At 62.5% G+C, this 13,950-nt stretch carries 16 protein-coding genes and 1 pseudogene; 9 read left to right on the forward strand and 8 right to left on the reverse strand.

The window, feature by feature from the left end:
• Window positions 1-109 precede the first annotated feature (109 nt).
• Window positions 110-445: an MFS transporter gene (locus ABIE52_RS00965; protein WP_192713110.1), complete on the forward strand. Its 336-nt coding sequence runs from the start codon at window positions 110-112 to the stop codon at window positions 443-445.
• A gap of 1,156 nt (window positions 446-1,601) precedes the next feature.
• Complete coding sequence (locus ABIE52_RS00970; RefSeq protein ID WP_354541392.1) at window positions 1,602-2,693, forward strand: DUF1214 domain-containing protein; 1,092 nt, start codon at window positions 1,602-1,604, stop codon at window positions 2,691-2,693.
• A 189-nt stretch (window positions 2,694-2,882) separates the two neighbouring features.
• Here ABIE52_RS00970 and ABIE52_RS00975 read toward each other — a convergent pair whose 3' ends face one another.
• The 3 genes from ABIE52_RS00975 to ABIE52_RS00985 all read right to left on the reverse strand — a co-directional run bounded on the left by ABIE52_RS00975 (window position 2,883) and on the right by ABIE52_RS00985 (window position 4,972).
• On the reverse strand, window positions 2,883-3,101 hold the full coding sequence (locus tag ABIE52_RS00975) for a hypothetical protein (protein WP_192713108.1): 219 nt from the start codon (window positions 3,099-3,101) through the stop codon (window positions 2,883-2,885).
• A gap of 809 nt (window positions 3,102-3,910) precedes the next feature.
• Complete coding sequence (locus ABIE52_RS00980) at window positions 3,911-4,483, reverse strand: TIGR03086 family metal-binding protein (protein ID WP_192713107.1); 573 nt, start codon at window positions 4,481-4,483, stop codon at window positions 3,911-3,913.
• A gap of 165 nt (window positions 4,484-4,648) precedes the next feature.
• Window positions 4,649-4,972 (reverse strand): hypothetical protein, encoded by a 324-nt coding sequence (locus ABIE52_RS00985; protein ID WP_192713106.1) that lies wholly within the window; start codon window positions 4,970-4,972, stop codon window positions 4,649-4,651.
• Window positions 4,973-5,190: 218 nt separating this feature from the next.
• Between ABIE52_RS00985 and ABIE52_RS00990 the strand changes: the two genes are divergently transcribed.
• From ABIE52_RS00990 to arr, 4 genes and pseudogenes are all read left to right on the forward strand, one after another.
• Window positions 5,191-5,808, forward strand: coding sequence for a PAS and ANTAR domain-containing protein (locus ABIE52_RS00990; protein ID WP_354541448.1), 618 nt, complete (start codon window positions 5,191-5,193; stop codon window positions 5,806-5,808).
• 170 nt (window positions 5,809-5,978) lie between these two features.
• A pseudogene (locus ABIE52_RS00995) lies at window positions 5,979-6,224 on the forward strand (hypothetical protein); the annotation flags it as partial.
• 27 nt (window positions 6,225-6,251) lie between these two features.
• Complete coding sequence (locus tag ABIE52_RS01000; RefSeq protein ID WP_354541449.1) at window positions 6,252-6,638, forward strand: phosphate signaling complex PhoU family protein; 387 nt, start codon at window positions 6,252-6,254, stop codon at window positions 6,636-6,638.
• 677 nt (window positions 6,639-7,315) lie between these two features.
• Window positions 7,316-7,738 carry an NAD(+)--rifampin ADP-ribosyltransferase gene (gene arr / locus ABIE52_RS01005; RefSeq protein WP_192713104.1) on the forward strand — a complete coding sequence of 141 codons (423 nt, stop codon included), beginning with the start codon at window positions 7,316-7,318 and terminating at the stop codon, window positions 7,736-7,738.
• Between the two features lie 887 nt (window positions 7,739-8,625).
• Here the strand turns inward: arr and ABIE52_RS01010 are convergent.
• From ABIE52_RS01010 to ABIE52_RS01030, 5 genes are all read right to left on the reverse strand, one after another.
• A complete protein-coding gene (locus tag ABIE52_RS01010) occupies window positions 8,626-8,988 on the reverse strand; it encodes a DUF3349 domain-containing protein (RefSeq protein ID WP_192713103.1) in 363 nt (120 codons plus the stop codon).
• A gap of 382 nt (window positions 8,989-9,370) precedes the next feature.
• The gene (locus ABIE52_RS01015; RefSeq protein ID WP_157902101.1) at window positions 9,371-9,532 is read right to left on the reverse strand and encodes a hypothetical protein; all 162 of its coding nucleotides are present in this window, start codon (window positions 9,530-9,532) and stop codon (window positions 9,371-9,373) included.
• A gap of 100 nt (window positions 9,533-9,632) precedes the next feature.
• Window positions 9,633-9,908, reverse strand: coding sequence for a hypothetical protein (locus tag ABIE52_RS01020; protein WP_256065232.1), 276 nt, complete (start codon window positions 9,906-9,908; stop codon window positions 9,633-9,635).
• 298 nt (window positions 9,909-10,206) lie between these two features.
• A complete protein-coding gene (locus ABIE52_RS01025) occupies window positions 10,207-10,533 on the reverse strand; it encodes a hypothetical protein (RefSeq protein WP_354541393.1) in 327 nt (108 codons plus the stop codon).
• A gap of 42 nt (window positions 10,534-10,575) precedes the next feature.
• On the reverse strand, window positions 10,576-11,034 hold the full coding sequence (locus ABIE52_RS01030; protein WP_192713101.1) for an Hsp20/alpha crystallin family protein: 459 nt from the start codon (window positions 11,032-11,034) through the stop codon (window positions 10,576-10,578).
• 177 nt (window positions 11,035-11,211) lie between these two features.
• On the opposite strand from ABIE52_RS01030, the gene ABIE52_RS01035 reads away from it, so the two are divergent.
• The 3 genes from ABIE52_RS01035 to grpE all read left to right on the forward strand — a co-directional run bounded on the left by ABIE52_RS01035 (window position 11,212) and on the right by grpE (window position 13,375).
• Entirely contained in the window at window positions 11,212-11,544 is a 333-nt protein-coding gene (locus ABIE52_RS01035; RefSeq protein WP_192713100.1) for a MerR family transcriptional regulator, read from the forward strand.
• Between the two features lie 39 nt (window positions 11,545-11,583).
• A complete protein-coding gene (locus tag ABIE52_RS01040; RefSeq protein ID WP_192713099.1) occupies window positions 11,584-11,790 on the forward strand; it encodes an Rv3202a family protein in 207 nt (68 codons plus the stop codon).
• Window positions 11,791-12,664: 874 nt separating this feature from the next.
• Entirely contained in the window at window positions 12,665-13,375 is a 711-nt protein-coding gene (grpE, locus tag ABIE52_RS01045; RefSeq protein WP_192713098.1) for a nucleotide exchange factor GrpE, read from the forward strand.
• Window positions 13,376-13,950: the final 575 nt, after the last annotated feature.

A 13,950-nucleotide genomic window follows, 5' to 3' on the forward strand; every position in this document is an offset into this window, starting at 1 on the left:
CCCCACGCGGCGAACGGTTCGGGTCAGTCCCACACAGGCGCCCACCAGCCCAGAGCCGGACGAGCCCTCGACGCTGGGACAATCACCGTCGAGCGAGGCATGGCATGGCATGGCATGGGGATTGTCCGTCACCGCTGCCGGACTGGCACTCGCCATGATCCCCGGCCTGGACGGGATCCTCGCCGCCGCAATAGCTGTCGGCATCGGCAACGGCATCATCACACCACTGGGTTTCGCCGCACTGGCCCCCTCAACACCCGAAGAACGCATGGGACAGACGATGGGCGCCGCCGAACTGGGCCGCGAACTCGGCGACGCAGGCGGACCGCTCATCGTCGCCGGCATGACAGCCCTCGCCACCCTCACAACCGGCTTCGGCGCCCTAGCAGTGATAACACTGCTGATCGGCGCCGACTCCGCACGCCACTATACCCCTCGCCGATGACAATTCACTGACGGTCTTCACACCCCTCGTTTGCGGGCGGAACAGGGAACAACGACACCGACCCGCTCACCACAACGACCCACTACAACCGGTATTCGTACTGCACTGAGTGTCGGCGGTCTCTCGAGACACAACAGCCAATCGTTCAGGAATTGGCCTCCCGCGTTCATGTTCCCGATGACAGCCGGACGACCGGACGCACCGATGGCGGTGTGTACAGCGAACAGCGTCCCCGCGCATGGCTTCTCCAAATGGATCGGTTCGCTGAACCACGCGTTGCCGCCACCGCATCATCGACACCCACGGGCACACCCGCTCGGTCGTAGTCGTCGACGACAACGCCACCCACAAAGGCAGGACGAGTATCGAGGTCCCGGACTGGAGCCGGCGTCTTCCGCATCCTGGAATATTTACGTAACCTGCATATACACCAACTCGGCATACTGTCGAGGTGGAGTCCCCACCGACTGATGCTGGGCGGGGACTCCACGAGGTGAGACGTCCCCGTGTTGAGCACACAGCACGGGGACCCACTTTCCGCGCCGGGCTCTTTGTTCAACCCTGCATCTCCACAGTAAAACAGTCCGTCAGGTTTGGTCTACGAAGAAGGCAAACCGTTACTGTTCTAATACTTCACTCCAGCGTGGCGCAATCACGCGGACGGTCGCGGACAGTTCGGTCTTGGGCCAAGCTAGGCGCACTCACAGCCAAGAAGTTCGACCCTGTTGATTCTGCCCATGACGGCCCTCTCCGGCAGGTAGCGTCCGCACTGTGGTCACCAGGGCATCTGCCCGGTTCCGACCACCGGGACGAAAGGTACGAAGTATGTCCACCCTTCGCGATGCACGGTTGACCGGCAACGAGTCCATCGACACCCCGTTCGGCACGATCACCCTCGAACACGGCTTTCCCACGGACGACTCCTCTGATCTGCTCTTCGATCAGCTCGATACTCAACGCGCCGCACAGGCGTACCTGTGGGCGCTTCCTCTCGTCGGGTTCCTCACCTGGCGTGAGCGCGCCGCGAAAACCTTCGACGCCACCCAGTTCGGCGACTTCGTCGTCTACGACACGCTGCGGGAGAAGCGGGGCATCGTCACCGCGAACCTCACCACCCCCTACATCATCAATTTCACCAACATCTCCGACGGGCCCAGTGCTCATCGACTACCCCGCCGGCCCCACGGCGGGCGGGGTCCTGGACTTCTGGCAGCGACCAGTGGTCGACCTCGGTCTCACGGGACCCGATCAAGGCAAAGGCGGCGGCTACGTCATCCTCGGGCCGGACGACGACGCCACCCCCTTCGAGGGATCCGGTCGATACGTGGCGCGCTCGGAAACACTCAACATCTTCATTGCCTTCCGAGTCCTCACCGAGGACCCGAACCTGATGGCCTCGTCAAAGCGTGGCCTCGCGCTCGGCCGGGCCGGATCCACGCCCACCCCAGTCCGATTCATCGAAGGCGTCGACACAGAGTGGAGCGCAACACCCTCCCGCGGTCTCGGTTTCTGGGAGGATCTCGCGACCGTGGTGGACGAGGAATCCGTCCGTGAAGTCGACAAAGCCCTGATGGCGATGCTTGAGCCTCTCGGGATCGTCAAGGGCGAGCCGTTCGCACCCGACGAACGCCAGCGACGCCTTCTCGTTGAAGGAGCCGCGCTCGGGGAATTGATGGTCCGCAACATGCAGGTCAACCCGAGACACACGAGCCCCTTCTGGGTGGGCACGAGCTGGTACAAGCTCATCGACTTCGAGATCGAACAGGAAACCGACACGATCCTGCAGATCGACCAGCGTGCCACCTTGTTCTACGAGGCAGTAACGACCACCAAGGGCATGGTCCACCCCACCCCAGGAACCGGCCAGGTCTACCTGACCTCCAAGCGGGACAGCGAGGGCCGCCTGGTTCGCGCAGACCGCTCATACCGCCTCCATGTTCCAGCGGAGATCCCCGTAGCCCAGTTCTGGTCGCTCACCCTCTACAGCGAGGACACCCGGCGCCCGTACGAGAACGGCGGCACCGATATCCGCAGCGTGAGCCTCGACAGCCGGGACGAGAACCTCGACTTCAACGACGACGGCAGCATCGACCTGTACATCGGGCCGACGGCACCCCACGGCGCTGACAACAACTGGATGAAGACAGTCGCAGAAGACGGCTGGTTCGTCTACTTCCGCATGTACGCAGCCACCAAACCGTTCTTCGACAAATCCTGGGCTCTGCCCGACTTCCAAGCAATTCCATAACCCGCACCACCGATTCAGCGACCTGGTCAGCAACGCGCTCAAACCTCGAAAGTCACCAAATCCACAGGCGTCTGCACAAAGCTCGACTACTGCGAGTCGACGAATGCCGATGTCACAGCCGAACAGCACGGGGACAGGTGCATGCAGTCCTCGACGGTAGAGCACCCACCTTCGCACTGGAGCAGGGCTTCACAACCCCGACGCGACGACGTCGCGCGTGATCTCGAGCTGCCCGAGGTGTTGCCCCAGCTCCCGGACCAGGTACCCGAGGACCCACTCCGGAGTGGCGGTCGCGAATGCCGCGGCACGGGACGACCCGACAGCGGCCCGGTCCCGGACGCCATCGGTGACGACGACCTCGACCCAGACCGGCAATCGGGCGACGACGTCGTCGAGCGCCGTGTGCACCCCGCGACCGTCCCGGTCGCGGTGAACTCGGCGGCGCGCCCGCGGGGAATGCGTTCGCCCCCGATCACGCTGCCCGCCCAGAACAGGACGACCCGCGTGCAGTGATATACCATCGCGTATCCCGAATTCGCCTGCGGCAGCGGAGGAACCACGTTGATGAGCTCGTCGCCGATCTGATCGGCGACGGCGGGGGCTGTCGAGGATCTCGACGGCCCGTGCAGAGCCTCGGCCCAGGCAGGCAGAACCCGGTCGTCGGTCACCACGGGTACCCTTCGAAGTCCTCGAGGTCGCAGCCGTACAGGTCGATACCGTTCTCGCGTGCAGATTTCTCGGTCAAGTGTGTGTCTTTCAACCATTGATCAGCGGGTACACCAACCCGCATCCACCACACGCACGATGAGTGCATGGGATGAAGTCACAGATCCTGTGGATTTTATCCTCAGACGTCGTGTTGCGATGCACAAGCACGTGACTCGGGTGACGGCATACGGGAGGGCTCGCTCGCGAGATCAGCAGCTGCCCTCCGTCTCGACAGCGCACAACAACCCACCGTCGAGATGAGCGGGCCGCTCGGCTGACTCAATTGGGCGAGGGTCGCGCAGCGCCCGGCGTGACCGTGATCCCTCCGGGTTCTGATCCTCGAACTCGATCTCGGACGTCACACCAGGGCCTGGGACGTCAGCGGACAGGTTCGAGCACGCGCGGGTTGTTGTTTCCGGGGACTTGTTCACGGCGGTCGAGAATTCGTACGGTTCCTTGTGCAGAGCAACATGATCCGGACGGCCAGCGTCCCCAGTCGCTGGATTACCTCACGGTCGCGGGTCTCGTCCGATGAACGCCAGAAATCGAGTCTGAACGTCGGAGCCGTCAGGCACATCCACCCGTGGCCCGTACTGACCGCTGGAACGCAGCACCTCATCCCAGGACTCCATACCCGCAAGCATCACGGCGCAGCGTTCAGGATCGAGCGTCTCGTCCTGACCGGTAGCGCGCGCCAGATCCCAGCTGTGCATGAACACGTCAGCGGTGAAGAACTGGGCCACGGCCTGAGGTAACGGTGCCTGACCGGTGTTCGGGTGGCAGAAAACTTTGTCCCCGGCAGACGGATCATCGAGCACGGCTTGGACACCCTCGCTGAAGACGCGCCACGCGGCTACCGGATCGTCATCGACGTCCGGACCGGCAGGCAAAGTGATGCCGGCACCTTCCTGAAGGAACGGCGGAAACCACTCGACGAGGTGACGAACAACGTCGCGGGCCGTCCAACCCTCGACCGGCGCCGCCCTGTTCCAGGCTGCCTGATCGGGTACACCTTCGACGATTTCGGTGAAGCGACCGGCGAGTTCGCGGTACTCCTCAGCGGGGGTCTGATCGGGGGTCATCTGGTCCTCAGTTCATCTGAATTGCGCCGGAATACAACGCGCCCAACTCTAACTCTGGCAGATGACATGGGTTGGCCAGTAGCCGTGGTGCTGGTTTCGACGACGGAGCCGCGATACTTGAGGTGGTCGGCGATCTCCGCGCAGACTCTCGGGGAAGTGAAGGCGTCAATCCAGCCGGATGACCGGACGTATCGACGGCGGCGTGTACCGCGAACAACGCCCCCGCGCAGGACTTCTCAACTGGATCGGCTCGCCGAACAACTCCACCCGCCGCAAGTCGCGAAGAAACCCGCTCACACACTCCCACAACTCATCAGCACACACCGGCGCCGATGGGCCCACCAACCCGATCAACAAACCGAACACCACATCGTCGCCGCCGCCGACGACCGCCGCGTAGGACCCGATCAACACCCGGTCCTCGGGAAACCGCCCACGAAGCTGCCTCAACTCCCGCAGAAACTTCTGCCGACACACACCAACACTCACGCGCTTCCCTCCCTCCCCCGCTCGACCGGCCGGACACACCCCACGACCAGACGATAACGATCGCCCTGTCGCCCTCGTTTATTACCTCTCCCTGACTGGAACCAAGCGTCGCCGCCCTCCGCCCGATCCGATAAATTTCATCGAACAAGCAAGTTGAGGACAGGCAAGATCGGAAGGGCGTACGAGTGCCGACAGAGGACAACAGAACATTAGAGCCGATCGCGAAAGCCGGTGCCCCACACAGAGTCGGAGGATTCCTCTACCACCGCCACGGCGACCGCTGGGAATGGTCCGACACCGTCGCCCGCATGCACGGATACGACCCCGCCACCGCCGTCATCCCAACCACCGAACTGCTCCTCTCCCACAAACACCCCGACGACAGAGCCCACGTCGCCCACACCCTGCACACCATCCGCACCACCGGCGGAGCATTCAGCAGCCGCCACCGCATCATCGACACCCACGGGCACACCCGCTCGGTCGTCGTCGTCGGCGACCGCGTCCTCGACGAGCACGGTGAGGTCATCGGCAGCTCCGGCTTCTACATCGACATCACCGACACCATCGACAGCACAGTCTCCGAAGCAGTCGACGACGTCGTCGCCGACCTCACCGCCTCCCGCGGAGCGATCGAACAAGCCAAAGGGATGCTCATGCTCATCTACCGCATCCCCGCCGACCGCGCCTTCGACGTCCTTGTCTGGCACTCCCAACACACCAACACCAAACTCCGCGACATCGCCGAAGGACTCCTCACCCGCGTAGCCACCGACCTCGACGTCCCCACCGCTGTACGCACACGCTTCGATCATCTCCTGCTCCACACCACCTGACACAACGCTGCGACGCGGTCGCGGCGTGTGTTCTTCATGGCCGCGAGCACCGGAGCGCTGGTCCTGTGGTGACTTCGACTCGGCACTCGGCTCGGTTCGGGTCCATATCGGCCGGCGCACCTTGCTGCCAGTCGTGGTCGCACACCATTCGACACGCTTAAGGTGAGCAGATGCACACACTTCGCCGACAGCCTCGACGACCTCGCTGCCGGTCTCGCCTCAATGTGCGCTCTGACCGTCACAGCAATTGCCGACGCAACAACAGCCCTCCTCGACGCCGACCTTCCCACCGCCGAACGAGTACTCGACGCGAACACCGACCTCGACAAGCCGCCGCCGACTGGGAACACCAGGCATTCTCACTCCTCGCCCTACAGGCCCCCGTCGCCCACGACCTGCGATTCACCGTCGGCGGCCTGCACATCGCCGCCAGTCTGCAACGCATGGGCGGACTCGCCACCCATGTAGCCAAGATCGCGCGCCTACGCCACCCCACACCGGCGGTCCCACCCGAAGCACAGCCAGTCATAGAGGACATCGGAAAGACAGCGGTAGCCCGTGCCACCGAAACCCAAATGGCACTCCGCCACCTCGACCACGAACGCGCCGAAAAACTGGTCGCCGCCGACACCGTCATGGACCAACTGCACCGGCGACTGTTCACCGTCACCCAAGCCCCACGGTGGCCACACGGAGTACAAGCAGCAGTCGACGTCACCCTCCTCGGTCGGTTCTACGAACGGTTCTGCGACCACACCGTAGACATCGGACGACGCATCATCTTCCTCGAAACCGGACAACTCCCAGCCCGACCCGAAACCCTTCTCTGACATCCGAACCCGACGATCACCGCCATTCCGCCAACGTCAGTGGCCTCGCACTTGAGCGACCTCGCCGACCGCCAAGCTCACACCCAGCGAAATCGGCACGCGCACGTCATTTTCGAATCGTGTGCGAAGGTTCGCAGCCCCAACGCTGTCATGCGATCGGAGATACTCACTGCGCGTTGCCGCGGAAGCGGACGTCGCCGAGGAGCACCTCGGTCGGAGTCAACGCAACTGCCGGAGATCCGCACAGCGTCGGCGATCACGCGTCATCCAACGAGCTAAAGACGATATGGATGCGAAGGCGGGAAGGATCGCCTGCAACTCAGGTTCGTTCACAACCGGCCGCTCACGTTCGTTCACGAGAGGCCAATGTCGAACTCGGGCCGAATTGAGTAGCAACGACTCGAATAATTCTGTGGGAGTGCAGTCTTGGACAACTTCGGAGACGGCGATAGAGGTCCTTCTCGACCACCAGAACATGTTGCGGCGAATACAAATCCGCCGCAGACCAAGCAGTGTTCACGTCGGCCGAACTCGGCCAGACCTCCACCGGCGAATAAAAGCAGACAGTTTCTCCGCACTTGTCACCTTCAGAATACCGCGGCGATAGGGGCTTGCGGCAAGGCCCCGGTTATGCGGCACACTAACTCCTCTCAGCCAGATAGACGAGAGGATTGCAGGTGTCCGAACTGCTCGACGAGGGACCGTTTTTTCATGGCACGATCGCCAACCTCCGCGTGGGTGAATTCCTCACCGCAGGCCGTCCATCGAACTACCGCCCCGAGGTAGTGATGAACCACATTTACTTCACAGCTCTTGTCGATGGTGCCGGCCTCGCCGCCGAGATCGCTGCAGAACTCTCGGACAGCGACGCGGTCCCACGGGTGTACGCGGTCATGCCGACCGGGTCGTTCGAGAACGACCCGAATGTGACCGACAAGAAGTTCCCCGGTAACCCCACCCGGTCCTACCGCAGTCGCGCCCCACTACGCATCATCAACGAGATCACCGAGTGGACACGACTGACACCTGAACAACTCCAGACTTGGAGAGAACGGCTAACCGCGCTCCTCTCCACCGAACGCGGCGAAATCCTCAACTGAGATGCGCAGGACCGTCCATGTACGCCTTGGTCTGACAACCAGCATTTCGCGGACGCATCTGTGCAGATGGATCGGTTGATTTCGAGAACGATCCCATCCCCTCACCGACAATGGCCCAAGGATCGTCGTCGAACTAACGGGCGAGCAGGTCCCCCGCGACGTAGCACCATCAAGCATCACGGATACTCGCATTACACGGCAGCAAAAAACCCTCATGCACAGCTGCGCCGCACATCTGCCCCGTCACTCCACCGCACCAGTTTCGCCGCCTCCGCAGCCGGGTAATCAACCTGACGGCGCAGCGCTGCACACGCAACGAGTCGCCGACAGGCCCCACTCCCGGCCACGACCACCCGGCAACGGTCTGCGTGAATCCCACGCACCCGAGCACCGGGATACGCACGCTCGCCGGCTGCCGTCACCAACAGCTGGCGAACCGTCCACACCACAGCATCACCGCCAGGCCCAAGGCACACAACAGCCAACCGTCTACGGGTGGCATCCCGCGCCAATTTCCGCGATTACAGCCAGATGATCGGGCCGTACCGACGGCGGCGTTAACCGCAAATCCCGCCCCACTCAAGCCTTCTCGACTGCATCGACTCACTGAACATTTCCACCCGCCGCAACTCCGGGACACTCAGGCGACGCTCCCTGCCGACAGTCCAATTCGTCCAGCACGATGTCGAGCGGTATCTCCTTGCAGCGGCTCATTTCGTCCAGAGCCTGCAACCGGTCGCGTTCCTCGGCGAGGTCCTGATTGCCGACCTACATTCCGTCGGATCGCAGATTCATCGAGTCCTTGGCGCCGACTGTGGATGGCGCACGGCTGAAAGGCGCAGCCACCCGCTCGCGGGCGCACCCCGGCATTAACTGCTGCACGACAACTACTTCCGAAGCGTGTTGTGGGAAATGGAATCCGCCGCACGACTTTCTTCGCCGTCGTGCGTCTCGGAGTGCGCCAACAGACCACCCCCTTCGTCGAGTCGACGAGTAACGCGTTCGATGTCCTCCTCGGAAGGTTCCTCACCAATGGTTCCTGCGATCAGCTCACCAACACGCTCGTAGTTGATGTGGCGATCCGGAGTCTCATGAGCATGCTCGACAGAGAGCGCCACCACCTGATCGATCTCGGCGTCACTGAGCCGACGGCGTAAGACAGCCAACACCGCGAAATGATCCTTCTCAGGAATACCCTCCGGGTAGCCACTGCGAAGCCAGTCCAATACTGCCTTCAACGCGTGACGCACCTACCGCCTCCTCTCACCGATCGATACGCCGCTCTGCATCTATCCGAGACCTACCGCGTGCGCCGGAAGTTCGGACCTGCTGCACCCCAGCCACTCAGCGCTGCCTGAGGTCAAAGCGGGCAACGGCCAACGCCCATCGTAAGAAATTGAATTAACTCGCACATCCTGCCCGACAAGAACCGCGGACTCCGACGAAACGCGGAGGATCGATCTAATCGTTCGTCAGTAACGACCAGACGGGCCTGCACGTCCTATCCGCCAGGAAGAACGCACAACTAACTCCTCTAAAGGTGCCGCGTCATCCCGGATGGGAACTTTCAACCTCCACAAGGGGACAAGCGGTACGGCACCGCCATACAAGGCCGGCGCGGTGTCGACGAATCTACGCCGCGTGCTGAATCTGTGGGGGTGCGTCCTCGACATGCCGCTTCGGCGTCATCGTCGCCGACAGTGCATCTTGACTCGCTCCGACAATCTCGCGCCACCACGCTTCACGTTCCTCGGATTCCGGCCAGACCACCACATCGAGGTCTTTGACATCCATGCGATTACTCCTTCATCTCATCTCACCGCCTGTTACCCATCTCGCGGTCCTGTAAACGCAGCGGCCCCGCAGGTCCTGTAAACGCAGCGGCCCCGCACCCCTACAGTCCCGCAGCCGATTCGGCCACCGCCGGCGCCCGGGTGGTCGGCTCCCGCACTGCACTCGTAGCGGGGGTCATCGGGCACCGTGTTCCTCGGTGCCCGCCGGGGGGAAGTTTTGTGGGCAACAACAACCCGCGATGGTCGTAGCGTTGGACATACAACCCCCGACTACTGCCGCCGTTGGCGGCCGTGGCCGCGACGATCGCCTCGTTGTCCGACTCGAAGAATTCCTCGACACTCGATTCATCCGCGAACGTGAACTTGTACCGCTCCATGACACGACCTCACCGTCAGTCGAAAATAACTCCTACACATGGCGTTCGGACAAAAACTCTGACAACGTGCGCTTTCGCGCTGCCGACGGAAAAGATGATTGCCGAGCCGGGTCACACTTCTCGCACTTTTCACCGTCGAAGGCCTGTACCCACAACTGCTCGGGTATTCGTAGGGACGTCACAGTGTGTAAGCGTCTCGGCAACCACTACGGAAGCGCGGAAGCGCCTGAGTTCCTAGGGCCGAGGGTTCCTCGCTTCGCCGTCGGGGGCCGGACAACGAGGAACCCGCCCACGCCCCCTAACCTTGCGGAGGGGAGCGTTGGGTAGCCCGGGGCCGCGTCACCGGAACGCGATACGTAAAGCGGGGCAGCATCATCGGCGGGGTCGGCCCCACAGGTCCCTCGCAGGCGCCCACCTCGATCCGGGTGAGTAACACCCACGCCGCCGGAGTGAGCGCATCGGCGAGAATCCGATCCGAATCCCCCATCACAGCAGCATATTCCAGATCGCGCCAGAGGCGGATATCCAGCCCCTCCCACCCCGAGTGGTCGCGCCGGCCCCCGCCGACTACTTCACGCTCGTCCTCGGCGATGCGGGCGCTCTCGACATCATCGACCCGTACCATTTTCTCTGCACCCTCACCAAACATGCTGTTCTGAAATGCTGTTCACGCATCGATCTGCTTGCTCCCTTGCTTGTATCCCACCTCCTTGCTGCTCCCATTGCTGTTCCCGGCGCTGCTGATCTCGATCTTGCGGGGCTTGGCCCGCTCTGCGAGCGGGATCGTCAACCTCAGCACCCCAGCGTCGTAGCCGGCGTCGATATTGTCGGTGTCGAGGTTCTCGCCCAGGAACAGTTGACGACTGAACACACCCCGCGGACGCTCGGCCGCAATCATCTCCTCCTCCCCGGCGCGGACCGGCCGCTCCGCGTGCACCGTCAACACGTTCCGGTCCACATCGAGATCCAGCGAATCCGGATCCATGCCGGGAAGGTCGAACTCGACGACGAACCGCTCACCTTCCTGCCAGGCATCCATCGGCATCACCGCCGGCTGCGACGCAGTACCCAACAGCTGCCGGGTCAAGCGGTCGAGGTCACGGAAAGGATCGGTGCGCATCAACATTTTCGGTCACCTCCAGGAAAAATCTCTGGAACCGTTCACTGACTACCACCACCGCATCCACCGAACTTCTACAGTAGATGCTGTAGATTTGGTATATCATCCAACACACATCGGATCAAGAGTATTTTCTGACAGATCCACGGTGAAGGCGGAAAATTTTCTGATGGAAGGATCATCATGACGCGCAACCCGGCCATCGCCGAACCCCCTGGCCTGTACGCGATCTCAGTGACATCGGAACTCTCCGGATTCACCGCCGGCACACTGCGACTCTACGAACAGTACGGCCTGATCACTCCCACCCGCACCCGCGGCGGCACACGCCGCTACAACGACGACGACCTCACCCGCCTCGGCCGCATCGCGGACCTGATTGCCGACGGCATCAACCTCGTCGGCATCAAACGAGTCCTCGAACTCGAAGACAACACCGCGTTACTACGCCGCGACAACACCCGACTACGCGCGGATAACGCCGACCTACGCCAGAAAAATAAACACGACACATAGAAACGGCCGTGATCGCTCGACAGAGAAGGGACCACCGTCATGGAACACGACCACATTCCCGCAGCACGCGACGCGACACCCGACGCCGATTACATCGAACAAACCATCCCAGCCGACCCAGACGCTGTCGCGGTGGATGCCGTCGACGCCGAGGCCCTCACCACCGAACTCGACATCACAATGCCTCCGCCCGAAGAAGATCTGATCGAACAATCGATACCCGTCCCCCTCGACGACGACCGCTGAGTTCCCGCCCTAGTGCTCATTCAGTCGGTGTTGCGCCAACAGGCAGGCGGGACGAGAAGGGCCGCGGACTTCCCCGGTTACCGCGCCGGAGTCAACGCCCGGATCCGCGGCGGGAAACACTCGGCTAACGGGGTGACCCCGACTCCGCGAGACTGTCGGTATCGGCATAATCGTCCTCACCGAACGGCAGGAATCTGTCTGTCAGATCCGACGCACCTCCTCCGCCCCATGCTCGCGGACCAGATATTCGTAATTCTTCCGAGCCGCCACCGTTTGTTCGATCGTCATCGCGTTTCCCGGGCGCTCGGGAGGCTGCCATTTGCCCCACACTGGTCTCTGCTTCTGAAGAAAGGCCCCCAGTGGTCGCCCGCCCCCGAAAGTCACATCGCGACAATTAGGGCTAGCACTGGCCCCAAACCCGGCCGGTGACGGACCCGGTGCAGAGCAGTGGCCCGCGCCGCGACGCCACACCCGAACGCTGCCGAAAGCAACTCTCCCCTGAACCCGATGACTACCCAGGGTCGACAATTAGAGCGAATCCTTTTCTCCGAGTGTATATTCGGTCTATTTCGAGCGCATTCGCGGTCTGCTGACAGCGACGGGCTCACTCGGTGCGCAGACATGAGCAGACAAGGGTGTGTTGGGTGTTTATCGGGTGGGGTTGGATGCTTTGCGCAGTGGGTCTTCTTTCAGGGCGGCATATCTTTCGTCTGACCGGCGTTGAATCAACTGAAGGGACCGAAAAGGGCCGCCGCACAGGGAATCCGCACGCCGACTGCGCGGGCAACGCCCCGCCGACCCGCAAATGCAGGCAGATCCCGGGAGCGACCCGACCGTCGGCGCAACCGGCGATCACGTTGCAGAGGAGAGAGCGATGAACAACTCTTCAGGCCATCAGAGGAGGGAAGCTGCGAATCGCGGATACAGCGACACGCAGGCACTGCGCCCCGAACCGATCACGATCACCGACCGCCGACGTATCGACCCGGACACCGGCCACGTTCGTACCGATGCACCCCCGCCACCCGCGAGGAAGCGAAAGTCAAACGTAGACAACCCGGCGCCCCGACAACCAGCCGACACAACTCGACGGAAAGCATCAAAATCGGCGGTAGATTTCGCGAGCAGCGATGCCGACCGTGTCGCCGAACTGACCAATGACCTGCACCAACTGCAAGCCGAATACGCCAACTACCGCCGACGGGTCGAGCGGGATCGCACGATGATCGCCGACAACGCCAAAGCCACTGCCGCGGCTCACTTTCTCGACATCCTCGACGACCTGGACCGGGCCCGCGAACACGGCGACACCGCACACGAACCGCTACACCGCATCGCCCACAAGATCCGCACAGTCCTGACGCACATGGACGTGACGGCATTCGGCGAACACGGCGACCGATACGACCCCACCCTGCACGAAACAGGCACCCCACCCGGCGCGGGAACCGACCTCGTCGTTGACACCGTTCTACGCCCCGGCTACACCTTCGGAGAGCACAAAGTGCTCCGCACCGCATTGGTCACCGTCATCGACCGCGACCACTACGAGCACGAAACCGACGCAACTCCCCCAACACCGTGAACAAGCAAATACCATCTGCCGCCACGGAACCCGCACGCTTCGTCCCACTGGACGTGACATATCCGCCTAGCCTGCCAGGCGCGCGGGCACCATTGCAGTGGTGAGTACTTCGAGCCGCTAACACGGGGCCGGACCGAACCGATGAACCAAGTGCGGGGGCGCAAACCCCCACATGTGTGCGAGGTGAGGCGAGGTGAGGATCATGGGTTCGGCCGGAATCGACTTCAACGTGGCCTTCGCAGCCTTCGTCAAATGACTGTCCGTCACGTTCGGCGGAGGTATCGGGATCAGCTGACACATCCGTCGGAACGCTGCCCTCCGACCTCCTCATCGACGTCGAGGGCAGCCGCTTCGTGTTCCATGGCGTTCCGCTTGTTTCGATCCTCGCGCCCAGCAGGGAATGCCGACAACCCCCACTATCAGCGAGGTAGGGAACTTTCGAGATCTTCGACCGCCTCAACCCGCCGTACTCGCAGGACACAGTGCCCAGCTACATCGACGAACCCCAATCCCCATGTTTAGCCAACCTGACGCGCAGCACGAACGCCCGCACATGACGACAGTCACCGATCCAG

It is taken from the genome of Rhodococcus sp. OAS809 (genome assembly GCF_040546695.1).
Taxonomy (GTDB): domain Bacteria; phylum Actinomycetota; class Actinomycetes; order Mycobacteriales; family Mycobacteriaceae; genus Rhodococcus_F; species Rhodococcus_F qingshengii.

Excerpts from the sequence above, each read along its gene's own strand:
- grpE (WP_192713098.1), top strand. The coding sequence starts at position 12,665 with ATGAACAACTCTTCAGGCCATCAGAGGAGGGAAGCTGCGAATCGCGGA.
- ABIE52_RS01015 (WP_157902101.1), bottom strand. The coding sequence starts at position 9,532 with ATGGATGTCAAAGACCTCGATGTGGTGGTCTGGCCGGAATCCGAGGAA.
- ABIE52_RS00965 (WP_192713110.1), top strand. The coding sequence starts at position 110 with ATGGCATGGGGATTGTCCGTCACCGCTGCCGGACTGGCACTCGCCATG.
- ABIE52_RS01030 (WP_192713101.1), bottom strand. The coding sequence starts at position 11,034 with ATGTTGATGCGCACCGATCCTTTCCGTGACCTCGACCGCTTGACCCGG.
- ABIE52_RS00980 (WP_192713107.1), bottom strand. The coding sequence starts at position 4,483 with ATGACCCCCGATCAGACCCCCGCTGAGGAGTACCGCGAACTCGCCGGT.
- ABIE52_RS01025 (WP_354541393.1), bottom strand. The coding sequence starts at position 10,533 with ATGGTACGGGTCGATGATGTCGAGAGCGCCCGCATCGCCGAGGACGAG.
- ABIE52_RS01035 (WP_192713100.1), top strand. The coding sequence starts at position 11,212 with ATGACGCGCAACCCGGCCATCGCCGAACCCCCTGGCCTGTACGCGATC.
- ABIE52_RS01020 (WP_256065232.1), bottom strand. The coding sequence starts at position 9,908 with ATGGAGCGGTACAAGTTCACGTTCGCGGATGAATCGAGTGTCGAGGAA.
- ABIE52_RS01040 (WP_192713099.1), top strand. The coding sequence starts at position 11,584 with ATGGAACACGACCACATTCCCGCAGCACGCGACGCGACACCCGACGCC.
- ABIE52_RS01000 (WP_354541449.1), top strand. The coding sequence starts at position 6,252 with ATGGGCGGACTCGCCACCCATGTAGCCAAGATCGCGCGCCTACGCCAC.